12 protein-coding genes are annotated in these 13,990 nt (G+C 72.0%); 4 read left to right on the top strand and 8 right to left on the bottom strand.

All coding sequences use genetic code 11. From position 1 onward, the window contains the following. Positions 1-3: 3 nt before the first annotated feature. Positions 4-993 carry an SDR family NAD(P)-dependent oxidoreductase gene (locus ACYVOO_RS38040; protein ID WP_461020289.1) on the bottom strand — a complete coding sequence of 330 codons (990 nt, stop codon included), beginning with the start codon at positions 991-993 and terminating at the stop codon, positions 4-6. Positions 994-1,137: 144 nt separating this feature from the next. Here ACYVOO_RS38040 and ACYVOO_RS38035 point away from each other — a divergent pair, with 144 nt between their 5' ends. Continuing rightward, complete coding sequence (locus ACYVOO_RS38035; RefSeq protein ID WP_461020288.1) at positions 1,138-2,064, top strand: cyclase family protein; 927 nt, start codon at positions 1,138-1,140, stop codon at positions 2,062-2,064. 279 nt (positions 2,065-2,343) lie between these two features. Here ACYVOO_RS38035 and ACYVOO_RS38030 read toward each other — a convergent pair whose 3' ends face one another. The 4 genes from ACYVOO_RS38030 to ACYVOO_RS38015 all read right to left on the bottom strand — a co-directional run bounded on the left by ACYVOO_RS38030 (position 2,344) and on the right by ACYVOO_RS38015 (position 6,738). Beyond that, positions 2,344-2,961 (bottom strand): ATP-binding protein, encoded by a 618-nt coding sequence (locus ACYVOO_RS38030; protein WP_461020287.1) that lies wholly within the window; start codon positions 2,959-2,961, stop codon positions 2,344-2,346. 394 nt (positions 2,962-3,355) lie between these two features. Next, positions 3,356-4,327, bottom strand: a complete 972-nt coding sequence (locus tag ACYVOO_RS38025; RefSeq protein ID WP_461020286.1) for an acyl-CoA dehydrogenase family protein — start codon at positions 4,325-4,327, stop codon at positions 3,356-3,358. A 4-nt stretch (positions 4,328-4,331) separates the two neighbouring features. Beyond that, complete coding sequence (locus tag ACYVOO_RS38020) at positions 4,332-5,501, bottom strand: acyl-CoA dehydrogenase (RefSeq protein WP_461020285.1); 1,170 nt, start codon at positions 5,499-5,501, stop codon at positions 4,332-4,334. 46 nt (positions 5,502-5,547) lie between these two features. Further along, entirely contained in the window at positions 5,548-6,738 is a 1,191-nt protein-coding gene (locus ACYVOO_RS38015) for an amidohydrolase family protein (protein ID WP_461020284.1), read from the bottom strand. Positions 6,739-6,897: 159 nt separating this feature from the next. On the opposite strand from ACYVOO_RS38015, the gene ACYVOO_RS38010 reads away from it, so the two are divergent. Further along, positions 6,898-8,550 carry a class I adenylate-forming enzyme family protein gene (locus tag ACYVOO_RS38010; RefSeq protein ID WP_461020283.1) on the top strand — a complete coding sequence of 551 codons (1,653 nt, stop codon included), beginning with the start codon at positions 6,898-6,900 and terminating at the stop codon, positions 8,548-8,550. Between the two features lie 49 nt (positions 8,551-8,599). On the opposite strand, the gene ACYVOO_RS38005 is transcribed toward ACYVOO_RS38010, so the two are convergent. After that, positions 8,600-8,980, bottom strand: a complete 381-nt coding sequence (locus ACYVOO_RS38005) for an STAS domain-containing protein (protein WP_453344825.1) — start codon at positions 8,978-8,980, stop codon at positions 8,600-8,602. Between the two features lie 400 nt (positions 8,981-9,380). Here ACYVOO_RS38005 and ACYVOO_RS38000 point away from each other — a divergent pair, with 400 nt between their 5' ends. After that, positions 9,381-9,956 (top strand): sigma-70 family RNA polymerase sigma factor, encoded by a 576-nt coding sequence (locus ACYVOO_RS38000; protein ID WP_461020282.1) that lies wholly within the window; start codon positions 9,381-9,383, stop codon positions 9,954-9,956. Further along, positions 9,953-11,491 (top strand): zf-HC2 domain-containing protein, encoded by a 1,539-nt coding sequence (locus ACYVOO_RS37995; RefSeq protein ID WP_461020281.1) that lies wholly within the window; start codon positions 9,953-9,955, stop codon positions 11,489-11,491. The genes ACYVOO_RS38000 and ACYVOO_RS37995 overlap by 4 nt, the downstream gene beginning before the upstream one ends. Positions 11,492-12,423: 932 nt before the next feature. Here ACYVOO_RS37995 and purU read toward each other — a convergent pair. Further along, complete coding sequence (gene purU, locus ACYVOO_RS37990) at positions 12,424-13,347, bottom strand: formyltetrahydrofolate deformylase (protein WP_453344822.1); 924 nt, start codon at positions 13,345-13,347, stop codon at positions 12,424-12,426. Positions 13,348-13,428: 81 nt separating this feature from the next. Next, positions 13,429-13,875, bottom strand: coding sequence for an SCO4402 family protein (locus ACYVOO_RS37985; RefSeq protein ID WP_453344821.1), 447 nt, complete (start codon positions 13,873-13,875; stop codon positions 13,429-13,431). Positions 13,876-13,990: the final 115 nt, after the last annotated feature.

Here is a 13,990-nt window from a genome sequence, read left to right as displayed (position 1 = left end):
CCGTCACGCGTTGGGCCGCTCCTTCTTGGCCGCCGCCTCGGCCATGGCGCGCAGTTGCCCGAGCAGGGGCATCGGGTCCTGGCCCACCGTGGCGGGCAGCACGTCCGCGATCAGCTCCGGCGTCCACACGGCACGCGCAGCGCCGTCGCCACCACCGGCATCCGCCCCGGTATCCGTCCCCGCACCCGTCCCCGAACCCGCACCCGCTCCCGTCGCGTACGCCGCGCGCAGCTCCCTCGGCTGCGCCCAGACCGCGATCTTGGGCCCCGCGACGGTATAGACCTGGCCCGTGATGTCCTCCTCGCGGGCCCGGTCGCTGAGCAGATAGACGACGAGCGCCGCGACGTCCTCCGGTTCGCCGATCTCCTTCAGCTCCATGGGCACGTTGGCCGACATCCGCGTACGGGCCACGGGCGCGACGCAGTTGGCGGTCACCCCGTACTTGTTGAGGCCGAGCGCCGCGCTCCGGACCAGCGAGATGATGCCGCCCTTCGCCGAGGCGTAGTTGGCCTGCGAGACGGAGCCCTGGTGGTTGCCGCTGGTGAAGCCGATGAGCGTGCCGGACTTCTGCTTGCGCATGACCGCGCTCGCGGCGCGGAAGACGGTGAACGTGCCCTTGAGGTGGGTGGCGACGACAGGGTCCCACTCCTCCTCGCCCATGTTGAAGAGCATGCGCTCGCGCAGGATCCCGGCCACGCAGACGACGCCGTCGACCCGCCCGTACTCCGCGAGGGCCGTGTCGACGATCCGCTGGCCACCCTCCATCGTCGAGACGTCGTCGGCGACCGCGACCGCCTCGCCGCCCGCCGCTGTGATCTCCTTGACGACCTCGTCGGCGATCTCGCTCCGTGGCTCGCCGCCCTCGATGGAGACGCCGTAGTCATTGACGACGACCCTCGCGCCCTCGCGGGCACAGGCCAGCGCCACGGCCCGCCCGATGCCGCGCCCGGCTCCGGTGACGGCGACCACCTTGCCTGCCAAGAAGTTCCCCACGTCGCGCCCCTTCCCGCGGTTTCTGACGGTCCGTTAGATTTTTGAGCACGCACCCACGGAACACAAGACCCGTACGCGAACCCGCCCGAACCCGCCCCGACCCCAGACCGGACCCGCCCCGTACCCGCCCCGAGGGAGGCCAGGATGACCCTGCCGCCGGAGTTCCACGACATCGCCAAGCGCGTCAACAACTGGGGACGGTGGGGTGAGGACGACGAGCGCGGCACCCTGAACCTGATCACCGACGCGATCGTGCGCGACGCCGCGACGACGGTCCGCACGGGCCACCGCGTCCCGCTCGCACTCCCGCTCCAGCAGGACGGCGTGCAGACGGGCATGATCCCGGGGCGGGTCAACCCGCTGCACACGATGGTCGCGCTCAACCACGAGATGTTCGGCCCCGGCACCGTCGCCACCAGCGACGACGCCGTCACCATGGGCCTCCAGGCGGCCACCCACTGGGACGCGCTCACGCACGTCTCCCACTCGGGCCGGATCTACAACGGCCGCCCCGCCGACACGATCACCGCACACGGCGGCGCCGCCTTCAGCGGCATCGACAAGTCGCGCGGCATCGTCTCGCGCGGGGTACTGCTGGACGTGGCCAGGGCGCGGGGCGAGGAGGTCCTGGCGGGCGGCCACGCGGTGACGCCCGACGATCTGGCCGCGGCGGAGGAGCTGGCGGGGACGCGCGTACGCGCTGGGGACATCGTGCTCGTCCGCACGGGCCAGATGCGGCGGTACCTGGCGGGCGACAAGCAGGCGTACGCGTTCCCGTCACCGGGCCTGTCGGTCCGCACTCCCGAGTGGTTCCACGCGCGCGACGTGGCGGCCGTCGCGAACGACACGCTCACCTTCGAGATCTTCCCGCCGGAGATCGAGAACCTCTGGCTGCCCGTCCACGCCCTCGACCTGGTGGAGATGGGCATGCTCCAGGGCCAGAACTGGAACCTGGAGGAGCTGTCCGAGGCGTGCGCCGAGGAGAGCCGCTACGCGTTCCTGCTGGCGGCGGACCCGGAGCCGTTCGTGGGCGGCACGGGCACGCCGGTGGCGCCGGTGGCGGTGCTGTGACGGCTACGGAGAGGGACGGCGCGACGGTCCCGTAGCGGACCCCGCGAAGGGGAAAGCCGGTCGGGTGGCGGTGCGCCCATGCGCACCCCGAGCACGGCACGGCGGACCGCCACCCGGCTCCGACGCTCGGGCCCTGCCTCCAACGGAGGCCGGCGCCGGAACACGACCCGCACTCGCCGAGGAAGCACACGGCCCTCGGCGTCCCCTCGCGACGAATCGCTCCATCCAAGGGTGATCAACCAGATACGAGACGTCAACACCTGGTCTGGACTTTGAGGGTTATGCCCCGATTGTCCGAGCCCACACCCGTCCGTACACACCCATCGCGAACGCGTCCGGAGCGGCGTCCCCGACACCGGAACCGGCCGCCGCACCGGCACCGGCGCCGACTCCGGAACCGGCGCCGACTCCGGAACCGGCCCCGGAACCGGCTCCCGCGCCGGATCCCGCACCGGCTCCGCCGGGCTCGGCGCAGTCCGGTTCGCCCGGCCGGTCGCAGTCCAGCTCGCACCAGATGCTCTTGCCGCCCTCCTCGCGCTCCCAGCCCCACCTGTCGGCGAGGCCCGAGACCAGCTCAAGGCCGCGGCCGTTGGTGTCGTCACCGTCGGCCTGCCGCTGGCGCGGCGGGCGGCTGCTCACGTCCGCGACCTCGACGCGCACGGCCCCCGACTCCCGCAGAACGGGGCGTACCGGCAGCAGCATGCGCAGCACGGCGGGACAGCCCGTATGCACGACCGCATTGGTCACCAGTTCCGAGATCAGGAGGATCAGGGTCTCCGCCAGCGGCTCGTCCGCGTCGATACCGCACCCCGCGAGCCTGGATCTGGCCCACCTGCGGGCGCGGCCGACCTCCATCGGGTCGGATCCGATTTCCAACTGCACCTGAAGCACCTGCACCGCTCACACCATCCGAATCGGCGGACACATCGCCTCTTGTCTCCTCGTCGTCACAGAACGTGACCCCGGCAGAGAACAGCATGGTTGACGCATAGTCACTGCAACAAGCGCTTCAGGCATATTCCGGCGCAAAGGAGTAGACGTACTGCATACTGTGCGACCCTGCCCAGGCGCAGTCGAACGACACCGCATCATGCACTCGTTTCGCTTTTGCCGCGCCCAGGAACCGCTCGCACCCCAGGGAGGGTACCGGAGCGGAATGACGTCCCCCGCTCGCTGCCCACCACATCGAGGACACAACCCGATATCGACGCAGCGTAATCACGCAATCCCGCATTACGCGTCTAAATTGCGCATCGGACCACTAAGCGTCACTTAGCGCCCCAGTGGTTACTCAGAGCGCACCCGCCAGTTCCTCCTCGGCCGCCGCCGCGTCCTGCCACTGCCCGGCCCGCAGCCACGCCCGCTTGAGGTGGAGGTGGACCTCGGACTCCCAGGTGAAGCCCATGCCGCCGTGCACCTGAAGGCAGTCCCGCGCGTTGCGCACGGCCGCCTCGTCCGCGAGGAGTTTCGCCCCCGCCGTCTCGGCCGCCTCACCCGTCACCGCGGCGGCGTAGACGGCGGCGCGCGCGGTCTCGGCGCGCACCAGCATCTCCGCGCACAGGTGTTTGACCGCCTGAAAGGCGCCAACAGGCCGCCCGAACTGGTGCCGCGCCCGCGCGTGGTCCACCGCCATGGCGACGGTGCGCGAGGCGCTGCCGAGCTGGAGCGCCGCGGTGAGCAGCGCGGCCTCCCGTACGGGAAGGCCGGGAACGGCGGCCTCGCGGGCCTCGGGGACGGGGACCCGGTGCAGCGGTGTCAGCGGGTCGACGGAGCGCAGCGACGTGGCCCCGGAGGCGTCGCCGAGCACGGTGTCGGCCTCGTCCAGCCACTCCACGAGGCCGCCGTCCACAGCCGTGACCACGGCCTCCCCCTCCGCCGCAGCCGCCGCCACACCCTTCGCCGCCTCCTCGGCACCCCCGTTCTCCCGGCTCGCGGCCAGGTGCGTCGCGACGAGGGGGCCGGGCAGCAGCGCGCGTCCCGCCTCCTCGAAGAGGAGGACGGCCTCGGGCATGCCCAGGCCGACCCCGCCCGCCGACTCGGGCAGCCGCAGCCCGAAGAACCCGGCCGCGCCCAGTTCCCGCCACAGCGCGCGGTCGAGCCCGAAACCGGCCGCCCGTTTTGCCCCGCCTCCCCCCTCTTGTCCTTCCGGGGCCGCTGCGGCCCGCCCTGCCGCCCGCAGCGCGTCAGGGGAAAAACGGCGCTCCAGCAGATCGCGCATGCCCTGGCGCAGCGCCCGCTGCTCCTCGGTGAGCCGGAAGTCCACGCCGTCACCGTCCCTTCGGGAGGCCGAGGACGCGCTCGGCGACGATGTTCCGCTGGATCTGGGAGGTTCCGGCGGCGATGGTGTACGAGAGGGAGGACAGGCGGTCGGCCGTCCACTCCTCGTCGGCGTCGAGGGCACCGGGACCCAGCACGGCCGCCGCCGCGTCGTACAGCTCCTGCCGGGCGTGCGAGTAGCGCAGCTTGAACACCGAGGCACCCACCCCCGGCACCCCGCTCCCGCCCCGCGCCAGCGCGTGCCCCGCCTCGCTGACGTTCCACTGCGTCAGCCGCCACAGCGCCGTGAACTCGGCGTGCAGCCGCCCCAGGCGCCGTCGCAGCACCGGGTCGTCCCACGTCCCGTTCGCCTTCGCGGCGCGCGCGACCCGGCGCAGCACGCGGCGGCAGGCGACGACCTCGCCCACGAAGGCCGTGCCGCGCTCGAAGGAGAGGGTCACCATGGTGACGCGCCAGCCGTCGTTCTCCGCGCCGACCCTGTTGCCCACGGGGACGCGCACCTCGTCGAGGAAGACCTCGGCGAACTCGGCGGACCCGGCGAGCGTGCGCAGCGGCCGTACGGTGATGCCGGGCGCGTCCATGGGCATCGCCAGCCAGCTGATGCCTCGGTGCGGGGGCGCGTCGGGGTCGGTGCGCACGAGGAGTTCGCACCAGTCGGCGACCTCCGCGTGCGAGGTCCAGATCTTGGCGCCGGTCACGACGTAGTCGTCGCCGTCCCGGATCGCGCGGGTGCGCAGCGAGGCCAGGTCGGAGCCCGCCTCGGGCTCGCTGAAGCCCTGGCACCAGACCTCTTCGCCGCGCAGTACCGGCGGCAGCCAGCGGCGGCGCTGCTCCGGTGTGCCCTCGGCCGCGATGGTGGGGCCCGCGTGCAGCAGTCCGACGAAGTTGGCGCCTACGTAGGGCGCGCCCGCCAGTTCGGTCTCCTCCAGGAAGATCAGATGCTGCGCCGGGGTGGCACCCTGGCCGCCCGCGTCCCGTGGCCAGTGCAGCCCCGCGTACCCGGCGTCGTGGAGCATGCGCTGCCAGCCGAGGTCGTAGGCGCGCCGCCCCGGCCAGTCCAGGGGGTCCGGCCTGGCGGGCAGCTTGGGCAGCACCTCGCCCAGCCAGGCGCGCAGCCGCCGCCTGAAGTCCTCTTCCTCCTCGGTGGACGTCAGGTCCATCAGGCGCCCCCGGCCGGGAAGGCACCGGCACCGTTCGGTGCGGGGCTCATACGAGGTCCAGCCCCAGCATGCGGATGGCGTTGCCCCGCATCAGCTTGTGCACCGTCTCGTCGTCGAGGCCCTTCACATGGTCGAGGGCGACCTCCTTGGTGTGCGGGAAGGTCGAGTCGACGTGCGGGTAGTCGGTCTCGAAGGTGGCGTTGTCGCGCCCGACGGTGTCGAGGGAGGCGACGCCGTGTTTGTCGCGGAAGAAGCAGCAGAAGATCTGCCGGTAGTAGTACGTGGAGGGCGGCTCGGGGATCAGGTCCCGCACCCCGCCCCACGCCCTGTGCTCCTCCCACACGTCGTCGGCGCGCTCCAGGGCGTACGGAATCCAGCCCATCTGGCCCTCGCTGTAAGCGAGCTTGAGCCGGGGAAACCTCACCAGCACGCCCGAGAAGAGGAAGTCCATCATCGACGCCATCGCGTTGTTGAAGGACAGCGACGCCTGGACGGCGGGCGGCGCGTCGGGGGAGGCGGCTGGCATCTGCGAGGACGAGCCGATGTGCATGTTGACGACGGTTCCGGTCTCCTCGCAGACCGCGAAGAAGGGGTCCCAGTAGCCGCTGTGGATGCTGGGCAGCCCGAGGTGGGTGGGGATCTCGCTGAAGGTGACGGCGCGCACGCCGCGTGCCGCGTTCCGCCTGATCTCGGCGACGGCCAGTCCGATGTCCCACAAGGGGATGATGCACAGCGGGATGAGCCGCCCGCCGCTGCCGCCGCACCACTCCTCCACCATCCAGTCGTTGTACGCGCGCACGCAGGCGAGCGCGACCTCCTTGTCGTGCGCCTCGGCGAAGGTCTGCCCGCAGAAGCGCGGGAAGGTCGGGAAGCACAGCGACGCCTCGACATGGTTGAGGTCCATGTCCCTCAGCCGCTCCACGGGGTCCCAGCAGCCGCGGCGCATCTCGGCGCGGGTGATGCCCTCCAGGGTCATGTCGTCGCGGTCGAAGCCGACGGCGGCGATGTTGCGCTTGTACGGGAACTTCAGGTCCTCGTAGATCCACCAGTCGGCCGGAGGGCCGTCCGGGTCCATCGTGATCCGGTACTTGCCGCCCGTGTACTCCAGCTCGCCGATGCCCGTGGTGAGCGGCTGGGGGCCGCGTTCGCGGTACTTGCGCGGCAGCCAGGTCTCGAAGAGGTGCGCGGGCTCGATCACATGGTCGTCGACGCTGATGATGCGCGGTAGCTCCGTCACGGGATATCCCCTCGCCCGTATCTGATGACCCGTCAGAAAGAGGCTAGCCCCGCGACCTCTGGACCGACAAGGCGTGGAGGCTTACGCTTCCCGCACGATCTGACGGAACGTCAGTTGACGTCACTCCGGGTCCCGCACGGGCCCGACAGGGGAGGGCGCATGACCGGCACCGCGGACGCAGTCGACGCACCGGACGCACTGGACGCCTCGCGCACCCTGTGGGAACTGCTCGCGCGCAGGGCCGCGCTCAGCCCGGAGGCGCCGGTACTGATCCAGGCCGGGGACGGGGACGAGGGCGGAAGCGCTGGCACCGGCACCGAGGGGCCGTCGGACCGACGCATCAGCTTCGGCGGGCTGCGCACGCGCGCCGAGCGCACGGCGGCCGGGCTGTACGCGCTGGGCGTGCGCCCGGGGGACACCGTCGCCTGGCAGCTCCCCACCCGCATCGAGACCGTGGTCCTCTCCCTCGCCCTCGCACGCCTCGGCGCCGTACAGACCCCGGTCATCCCCTTCTACCGCGACCGCGAGGTCGGCCTCGCGCTCCGTGCGACCCGGGCCCGGTACTTCGTCCACCCGGGCCGCTGGCGGGACTTCGACTACGGGGCGATGGCCCGTCGCGTCGCCCCGGAACCGGAGGAACCAGAAGAGGCGGAAGAGGCGGAGGGGACCGGCGGGGAACCCGTACAACTGCTGGCCGTCCACGACGCGCTCCCCGACGGCGATCCCGCCACCCTCCCGCCACCCCCGTCCGACGGCACGGCGGTGCGCTGGATCTACTGGACCTCCGGCACCACCTCGGACCCGCGCGGCGTGCGGCACACCGACCGCAGCCTCATCGCGGGCGGCTCCTGCCTCGCCCACGCGCTGCGGCTGCGCCCGGACGACGTCGGCTCGATCGCCTTCCCGTACGCGCACATCGGCGGCCCCGACTATCTGGTGATGCTGCTGCTCTACGGGTTTCCCGCCGTCCTCTTCGAGAAGTTCGCGCTGCCGGACGCGCTGGACGCGTACCGCCGCAACGGCGTGACCACGGCGGGCGGCTCCACCGCCTTCTACGCGATGTTCCTGGCCGAGCAGCGCAAGCGGCCCGGCACCAGGCTGATCCCGTCGCTGCGGCTGCTCGCGGGCGGCGGCGCGGCGAAACCGGCGGAGCTGTACCACGAGGTCGTCCAGGAGCTGGGCTGCCAGCTCACCCACGGCTACGGGATGACCGAGGCCCCCATGATCACCATGGGGGCCCCCGACGACACCCCGGAGAACCTCGCCACCACCGAGGGCAGGCCGCCCGAGGCCATGGAGATACGGATCACCGACGCCGACGGCAAGCCGCTGCCGGCGGGCACGGACGGGGAGGTGCGGCTGCGCGGCGAGGCCGTGTGCCAGGGCTATCTGGACCCGGAGCAGACGGCGGAGGCGTTCGACGCGGACGGCTTCCTCATCACCGGCGACCTGGGGCACCTCACACCGGACGGCTATCTGGTGCTGACCGGGCGCACGAAGGACATCATCATCCGCAAGGGAGAGAACATCTCGGCCAAGGAGATCGAGCAGCTGCTCTACGAGCACCCCGCCGTCGGCGACGTCGCGGTGATCGGGCTGCCCGACAAGGAGCGCGGGGAGCGGGTGTGTGCCGTGGTGGAGCGGGCCGAGGGGGCCGGGACACTGACGCTGGAGGAGGCCACCGCGTATCTGCGGGACGCGGGTCTGTCCGTGCACAAGCTGCCGGAGCAGTGGGAGACCGTGGACGTGCTGCCGCGCAACGACGCGCTGCGGAAGGTGCTGAAGTACAAGCTGCGCGAGCGGTTCGGGTGACCTCGGACGATCCGGGTGAGGCGTCGGCCCGGCGAAAAGGGGCAGCGGCTCAGGCGGAGAGCGGGCCTGCCGTGGCGCCGCGCCCAGTGGCCGCGTCCAGGTCCGGGTAGCAGTCGAAGAGACGGCGGACACCGAGCGCCGCCAGCACGCGGTTCACATGCGATCCGTCCACGGCACCCTGCGCGGGCAGGATCAGCCGGAGGCTCCCCGCGCAAGAGCGCATCAGCCGACGCGACGCGATCAGGACACCCACGCCGCTGGAGTCGCAGAAGAGCACGTCGGAGAGGTCCAGAACCAGACTTCGCCGACCGTCGGCCACCGCGTCGTGCACGTGCTGCCGTACCGCGGGGGACGTGACCAGATCCATCTCGCCGGAGACCCGGAGGACGGCCCACTCCCCCCGCTCCTCCTCCAACACCTTCAACGACACAGGTCTCGCATCCCCTTCGATCGGCGTGGTGCGCCCCTTCTCGGCCTGGTGCGCTCCTTCTCGACGTGGCGCGCCGTGATCGCGTACCGGAAGTGATCCTTCCTCGACTCGGCTGCCCTGCCGGTCGCAGTCAAAACTGGCCCCTGGCCAAGACCCTATGCCCTGGACCTTCTGTTCCTCCCCATAGTTCCAGTCACACCCGCATAACTCCTGGCGGAATTCGAGAGTGATCGTTCCGGGGCGGCGGGTGAGGGCGAGCGGAAGGTGACGTGATCAGTACGGTCAGCAGTCGCTCCGGGGCGCACATTGCCGCAAAGGGGCGTGCGTTGTCCGCCCCTCGCACTACATTCGATGTGTTGAAGCGCGTGACGAGGGCGGTACGTACGGGCTGGGGAGCCACATGGCGAATGACACACCACCGCGCTGGGACCGGAAGATGCAGCAGCGCCTCGCGCGGGGTGAGGCCGCCGCGCTGGGCGAGCTGTACGACAGGTTCGCCTCGCTCGTCCACAGCCTCGCGCACCGGGTCCTCGACGACGAGGAGGCGGCCGACCAGACCACGCGCGAGGTCTTCGCCCACGTCTGGGAGCATCCGGATGCGTACGACCCGAAGGAGGGCCCGCTGCGCTCCTGGATCGCCGGAGTCACCCAGCGCCGGGCCGCGGCCCGGCTGCGTCAGCGGCACCGGGACCTCGGGCCGCGCTCCCCCGAGCGCTTCGAGCAGATCGAGGAGAAGGTGCGCGCCGCGTCCACGGCAGCCCGCGCCGACTACATCGTCACCTCCATGCCCGCCTCCCTGCGCGCGGCGCTGGAGCTGGCCTACTTCCAGCGCCGCGACTACCGCCAGACCGCCAGGCAACTGGGCGTCACCGAGGACGAGGCACGGCGCAGGCTGCGCCTGGGCCTCCAGCTCCTCTCCTCAGCGCGCACCCGGCCCCTGCCCGCCCAGCCGCGTGGTCTCGGACGGCCGGAATGAACGCCCCGCACGGCCAGGGCGGACCGGGCGACCGGGAAGGCCCCGGCGGGCCCGGCGGCCGGGGCGGCGTCCCCTCCGACGGCAGCCCCGGCACGGGCGGGCCAGGGCAGGGGCCCGGGAGCGGAGCGGCCCAGCCGCCCCGTATACCGCCGCCCCGGACCGCAGCCGACGACGCACCCGCCCCGCCGCCCGGCCCCTCCCCCGCGCCGCGCCCGCCGTCCGGCGCGGCCCGGCGCGAAGAGGTGCCGGAGCAGCGCGGGGCCACCGAGGACGCGGGGGACTCCGTGCGCGACGGTACGGAGGACGACGCGGGGGACTCCGTGCGCGACGGTACGGAGGACGACGCGGGGGACTCCGTGCGTGACGGCGGCGAGGACGCACCGGGCCCTCCCGAGCCGCCCGGGCCCCCGGAGCCGCCCGCATACGACCACCGGGTCCTGAAGTCGCTGCTCGGCGCCTGGGCGCTGGCCGCCTGCTCTGCCGAGGAGACGGCCGCGATCGAAGCCCATCTGACCGACTGCGCCACCTGCGCCGAGGAGGCACTGCGGCTGCGGGACGCCGTCGGCCTGCTGCACCCCGAGGACAGCCTGGACCTCGACCCGATGCTGCGCTCACGCGTCCTGGAGGGCTGCCTCGGGCGGCGTCCGGCCCGTATCCCGGTACCGGAGTGGGCCGCTCCGTACGACGCCGAGACCGCGCGGCTCGACGCGCTGCTGCGCGACATGGCCGAGGAGGAGTGGCGGGCCCCGGTGCTGCTGCGCTGGTTCGACGGCCGGGAGGAGGCGACCCGCGAGACCACCGTCGCCGGGGTGATCGGGCATCTGCGCGCCGTGGACGGACTCGTCTCGGCGGCGCTCGGCCTGGACGACCCGCTCGCCGAGCTGGCCGTGCAGGACAGCGCGGGCACGAGTCCGCTGACGCGCACGGAGGCGTACTGGCGCGCGGCCCCCGCGGAGCTGCGCTCCCCCGCGATCCGTGAGCCCTGGCGCGAACAGGGCCACACCCTGCTGCGCACGGTCTCCTTCGCGGGCGCCGCCTCGGCCGGTATCGAGGTCTCCTACGGCGACTTCGCGCTGCCCCTGCGCGACGCGTTCCTGGACCGCGCCTTCGAGTGCTGGGTGCACGCGGGGGACATCGCGGACGCCGTCGACTACCCGTACGAGCTGCCCTCGGGCGAGCATCTGAACCGGATGGTGGATCTGGCGGCCCGCCAGTTGCCCGTCACCATCGCGGGGCGCCGCCGCGCGGGGCTCGCGGCCCCGCCCCGCCGACTGGGCGCGGCAGGTGCGCCGGGACGCACGCTGCACCTGGAGGTCGAGGGCAGCGGCGGCGGCCACTGGTACATCCCGCTGGACTCACCCGGAGCGGTCCCCTCCAGAGCGGAGGAGGTGGCGCACGTGGCGCTGGACCGCATGGAGTTCTGCCAGCTCGCGGCGGGCCACGTGCCGCCCCAGGACGCGGCGGCCGGACAGGACGGCGACCGCGAGGCCATCCGCGACGTCCTCTTCGCCGCCGCCTCCCTCTCCCGCCTCTAGGGGGTCTGCCGATTTCGGGTGCGGGTGTTGTTGGGGTTCCCGTTCCCGACCAGGTTGTCCGGGGGCGTTGCGCGGGACGGTTCGCCGGTGTGGTGGGTGCCGTAGGGTCCCGCGCTGATTTTTGCGCCGTTGCACGCAGGGGGGGGTGGCTTGGCGCCGTTTTTCGGGTGCGGCTGTGTGGCTTCGACGCGGCGTGTGGTTGCGGTACGACGCGGCTGGCGCCGCGTGATTCTTGGCTCGGACCGTGGTTGTGGGGTGCTGGTGGGGGTCGGTGCCGTGCCGGGGTGTCTCCTCGGGCGGCGACAAGTGCGGGTCGGCTTTTCGGCTGCCTGTACATACTCGTCGCCACCACTTGCGGGGACACCCCACCACGTCCCCTCCCACCCGGTGGCCAACCTCCGGTCCGCTCCAACTGTTGTGGGCAGGCGTTCCGCATGGCGGAACGGGTGGGCACAACCCACCCACCGGCCCGCAGCCGCGCACGAAACCCAAAGGGGCACCGGGCTACGCACCCCTGCGAAGGGGGGTGGGCGTCAGCCGACCCGGAACCGGATAGCGGGCCACCGGCGGGACGGGGACGGGGCGGGGTGTCCCCGCAGGTCGAGAAAGTCACCGGCCGAGAGTCGACAACGAGACCTTCACGCCGAGGAGACACCCCGGCCCGGCACCGGACACCCCCCACCCACGCGCCCATAACCACGGCCGCAACCCGGAATCACGCGGCGCCAGCCGCGACGCACCGCAACCACACGCCGCGCCGAAGCCACCGGCCAGGCAGCCGAACACGACGCCCCGCCACACGCGCACCCCCGTGCAGCGGCGCAAAAATCAGCGCGGGACCCTACAGTGCCCACCACACCGGGCAACCGTCCCGCGCAACACCCCCGACGAACAGACCAACCCCCCGTTTCCTTCCGCACCCCGCGAAGGGGTTACGCGAAGACGACCGTGCGGTGACCGTTCAGGAGGACGCGGTGTTCGCTGTGCCACTTCACCGCGCGGGCCAGCGCCTGACACTCCACGTCACGCCCCACGGCAACAAGCTGCTCCGGCGTGACCTCGTGACCGACCCGCTCCACTTCCTGCTCGATGATCGGCCCCTCGTCCAGGTCGGCGGTCACATAGTGCGCCGTGGCACCGATGAGCTTGACGCCACGCGCGTGCGCCTGGTGGTAGGGCTTGGCGCCCTTGAAGCTCGGCAGGAAGGAGTGGTGGATGTTGATGATGCGGCCCGAGAGCTGCTTGCAGAGGTTGTCCGAGAGCACCTGCATGTAGCGCGCGAGCACGACGAGCTCGACGTTCTCCTCCTCGACCAGCCGCAGCAGCCTGGCCTCCGCCTCGTCCTTCGTGTCCCGGGTCACCGGGATGTGGTGGAAGGGAATGTCGTACGAGGCGACCAGCTCGGCGAAGTCGGTGTGGTTGGAGACCACGGCGGCGATGTCGACGGGGAGGGCGCCGATGCGGGAGCGGAACAGCAGGTCGTTCAGGCAGTGCCCGAACTTGCTCACCATCAGCACGACCCGCATCCGGTCCTCGGCCCGGTGGATCTGCCAGTCCATCTGGAACGAGTCCCCGACGGCGGCGAAGCTCGCGCGCAGCTTCTCCACCGACACGGGCGCGTCCGCCGAGAAGTGGACGCGCATGAAGAAGAGCCCGGTGTCGTGGTCCCCGAACTGCTGGCTGTCCTCGATGTTGCAGCCGGTCATGAAGAGGTAGCTGGACACGGCGTGCACGATGCCCTGTTTGTCCGGGCAGGAGAGGGTGAGGACGTACTGCTCGGGGCGCTGACCGCCGCGGGCGCGCACGTTCTCGCGGGGTGCCTGGTCAGGGTCGGGGGCGGGGTGCGACTGGCTCATGGGACAAGGTTGGCACACCCCGCACCGCACGCGGCGCCGCGCCCGCCCGTCGGACCGCGCCCGCCCGTCGGACCGTGCCCGTCAGACCTGGCGCAGCATGATCGCCAGCACGTCGAGGGAGCGGGGCGGCTCGTCGGGGTCCTCGCCGTCGTTGGTGGCCAGGCGTACGTGCGCGTCGCGCGCGGCCCGTACCGCCTCGGGCCAGCCGTGGTGCTCCATGTAGGAGGCGACGGGCGCGTCGGCCCCCACCTGGTGCATGATCCGCAGCACGCGGAGTACCGCGGTGTCGACCAGCGCGGCCTCCTGCGAGTCGCGGAAGATCGTTCCGACGTACTTCTCGGCCGACCAGTTGTCCAGCCAGGTGTCCTCGACGAGTCGGTAGACGGCGTCCGTCACATCGCCGTAGCCTTGCCGGCCCGCCGCCCAGCAGTCCTGCTGGAAGGTGAGGTCGGAGAGCATGTGCAGCGCGGAGCGTACGTTGGAGCGCCAGCGCCACCAGGGCATGTCGTTGACAGGCATGTCGCCCATGGTGGTGGACCGACGGCCGCGACGGGAAGACTTCACAGAACCTTGCTGCATGGTCATCGACCATACGTTCCCCGACGCCCCTCTTCGCACGGCCCCCGCTGTTCACCTCACGGCC

Source organism: Streptomyces daliensis (assembly GCF_054782395.1).
This window is presented reverse-complemented; position numbering and strand designations above follow the sequence as displayed.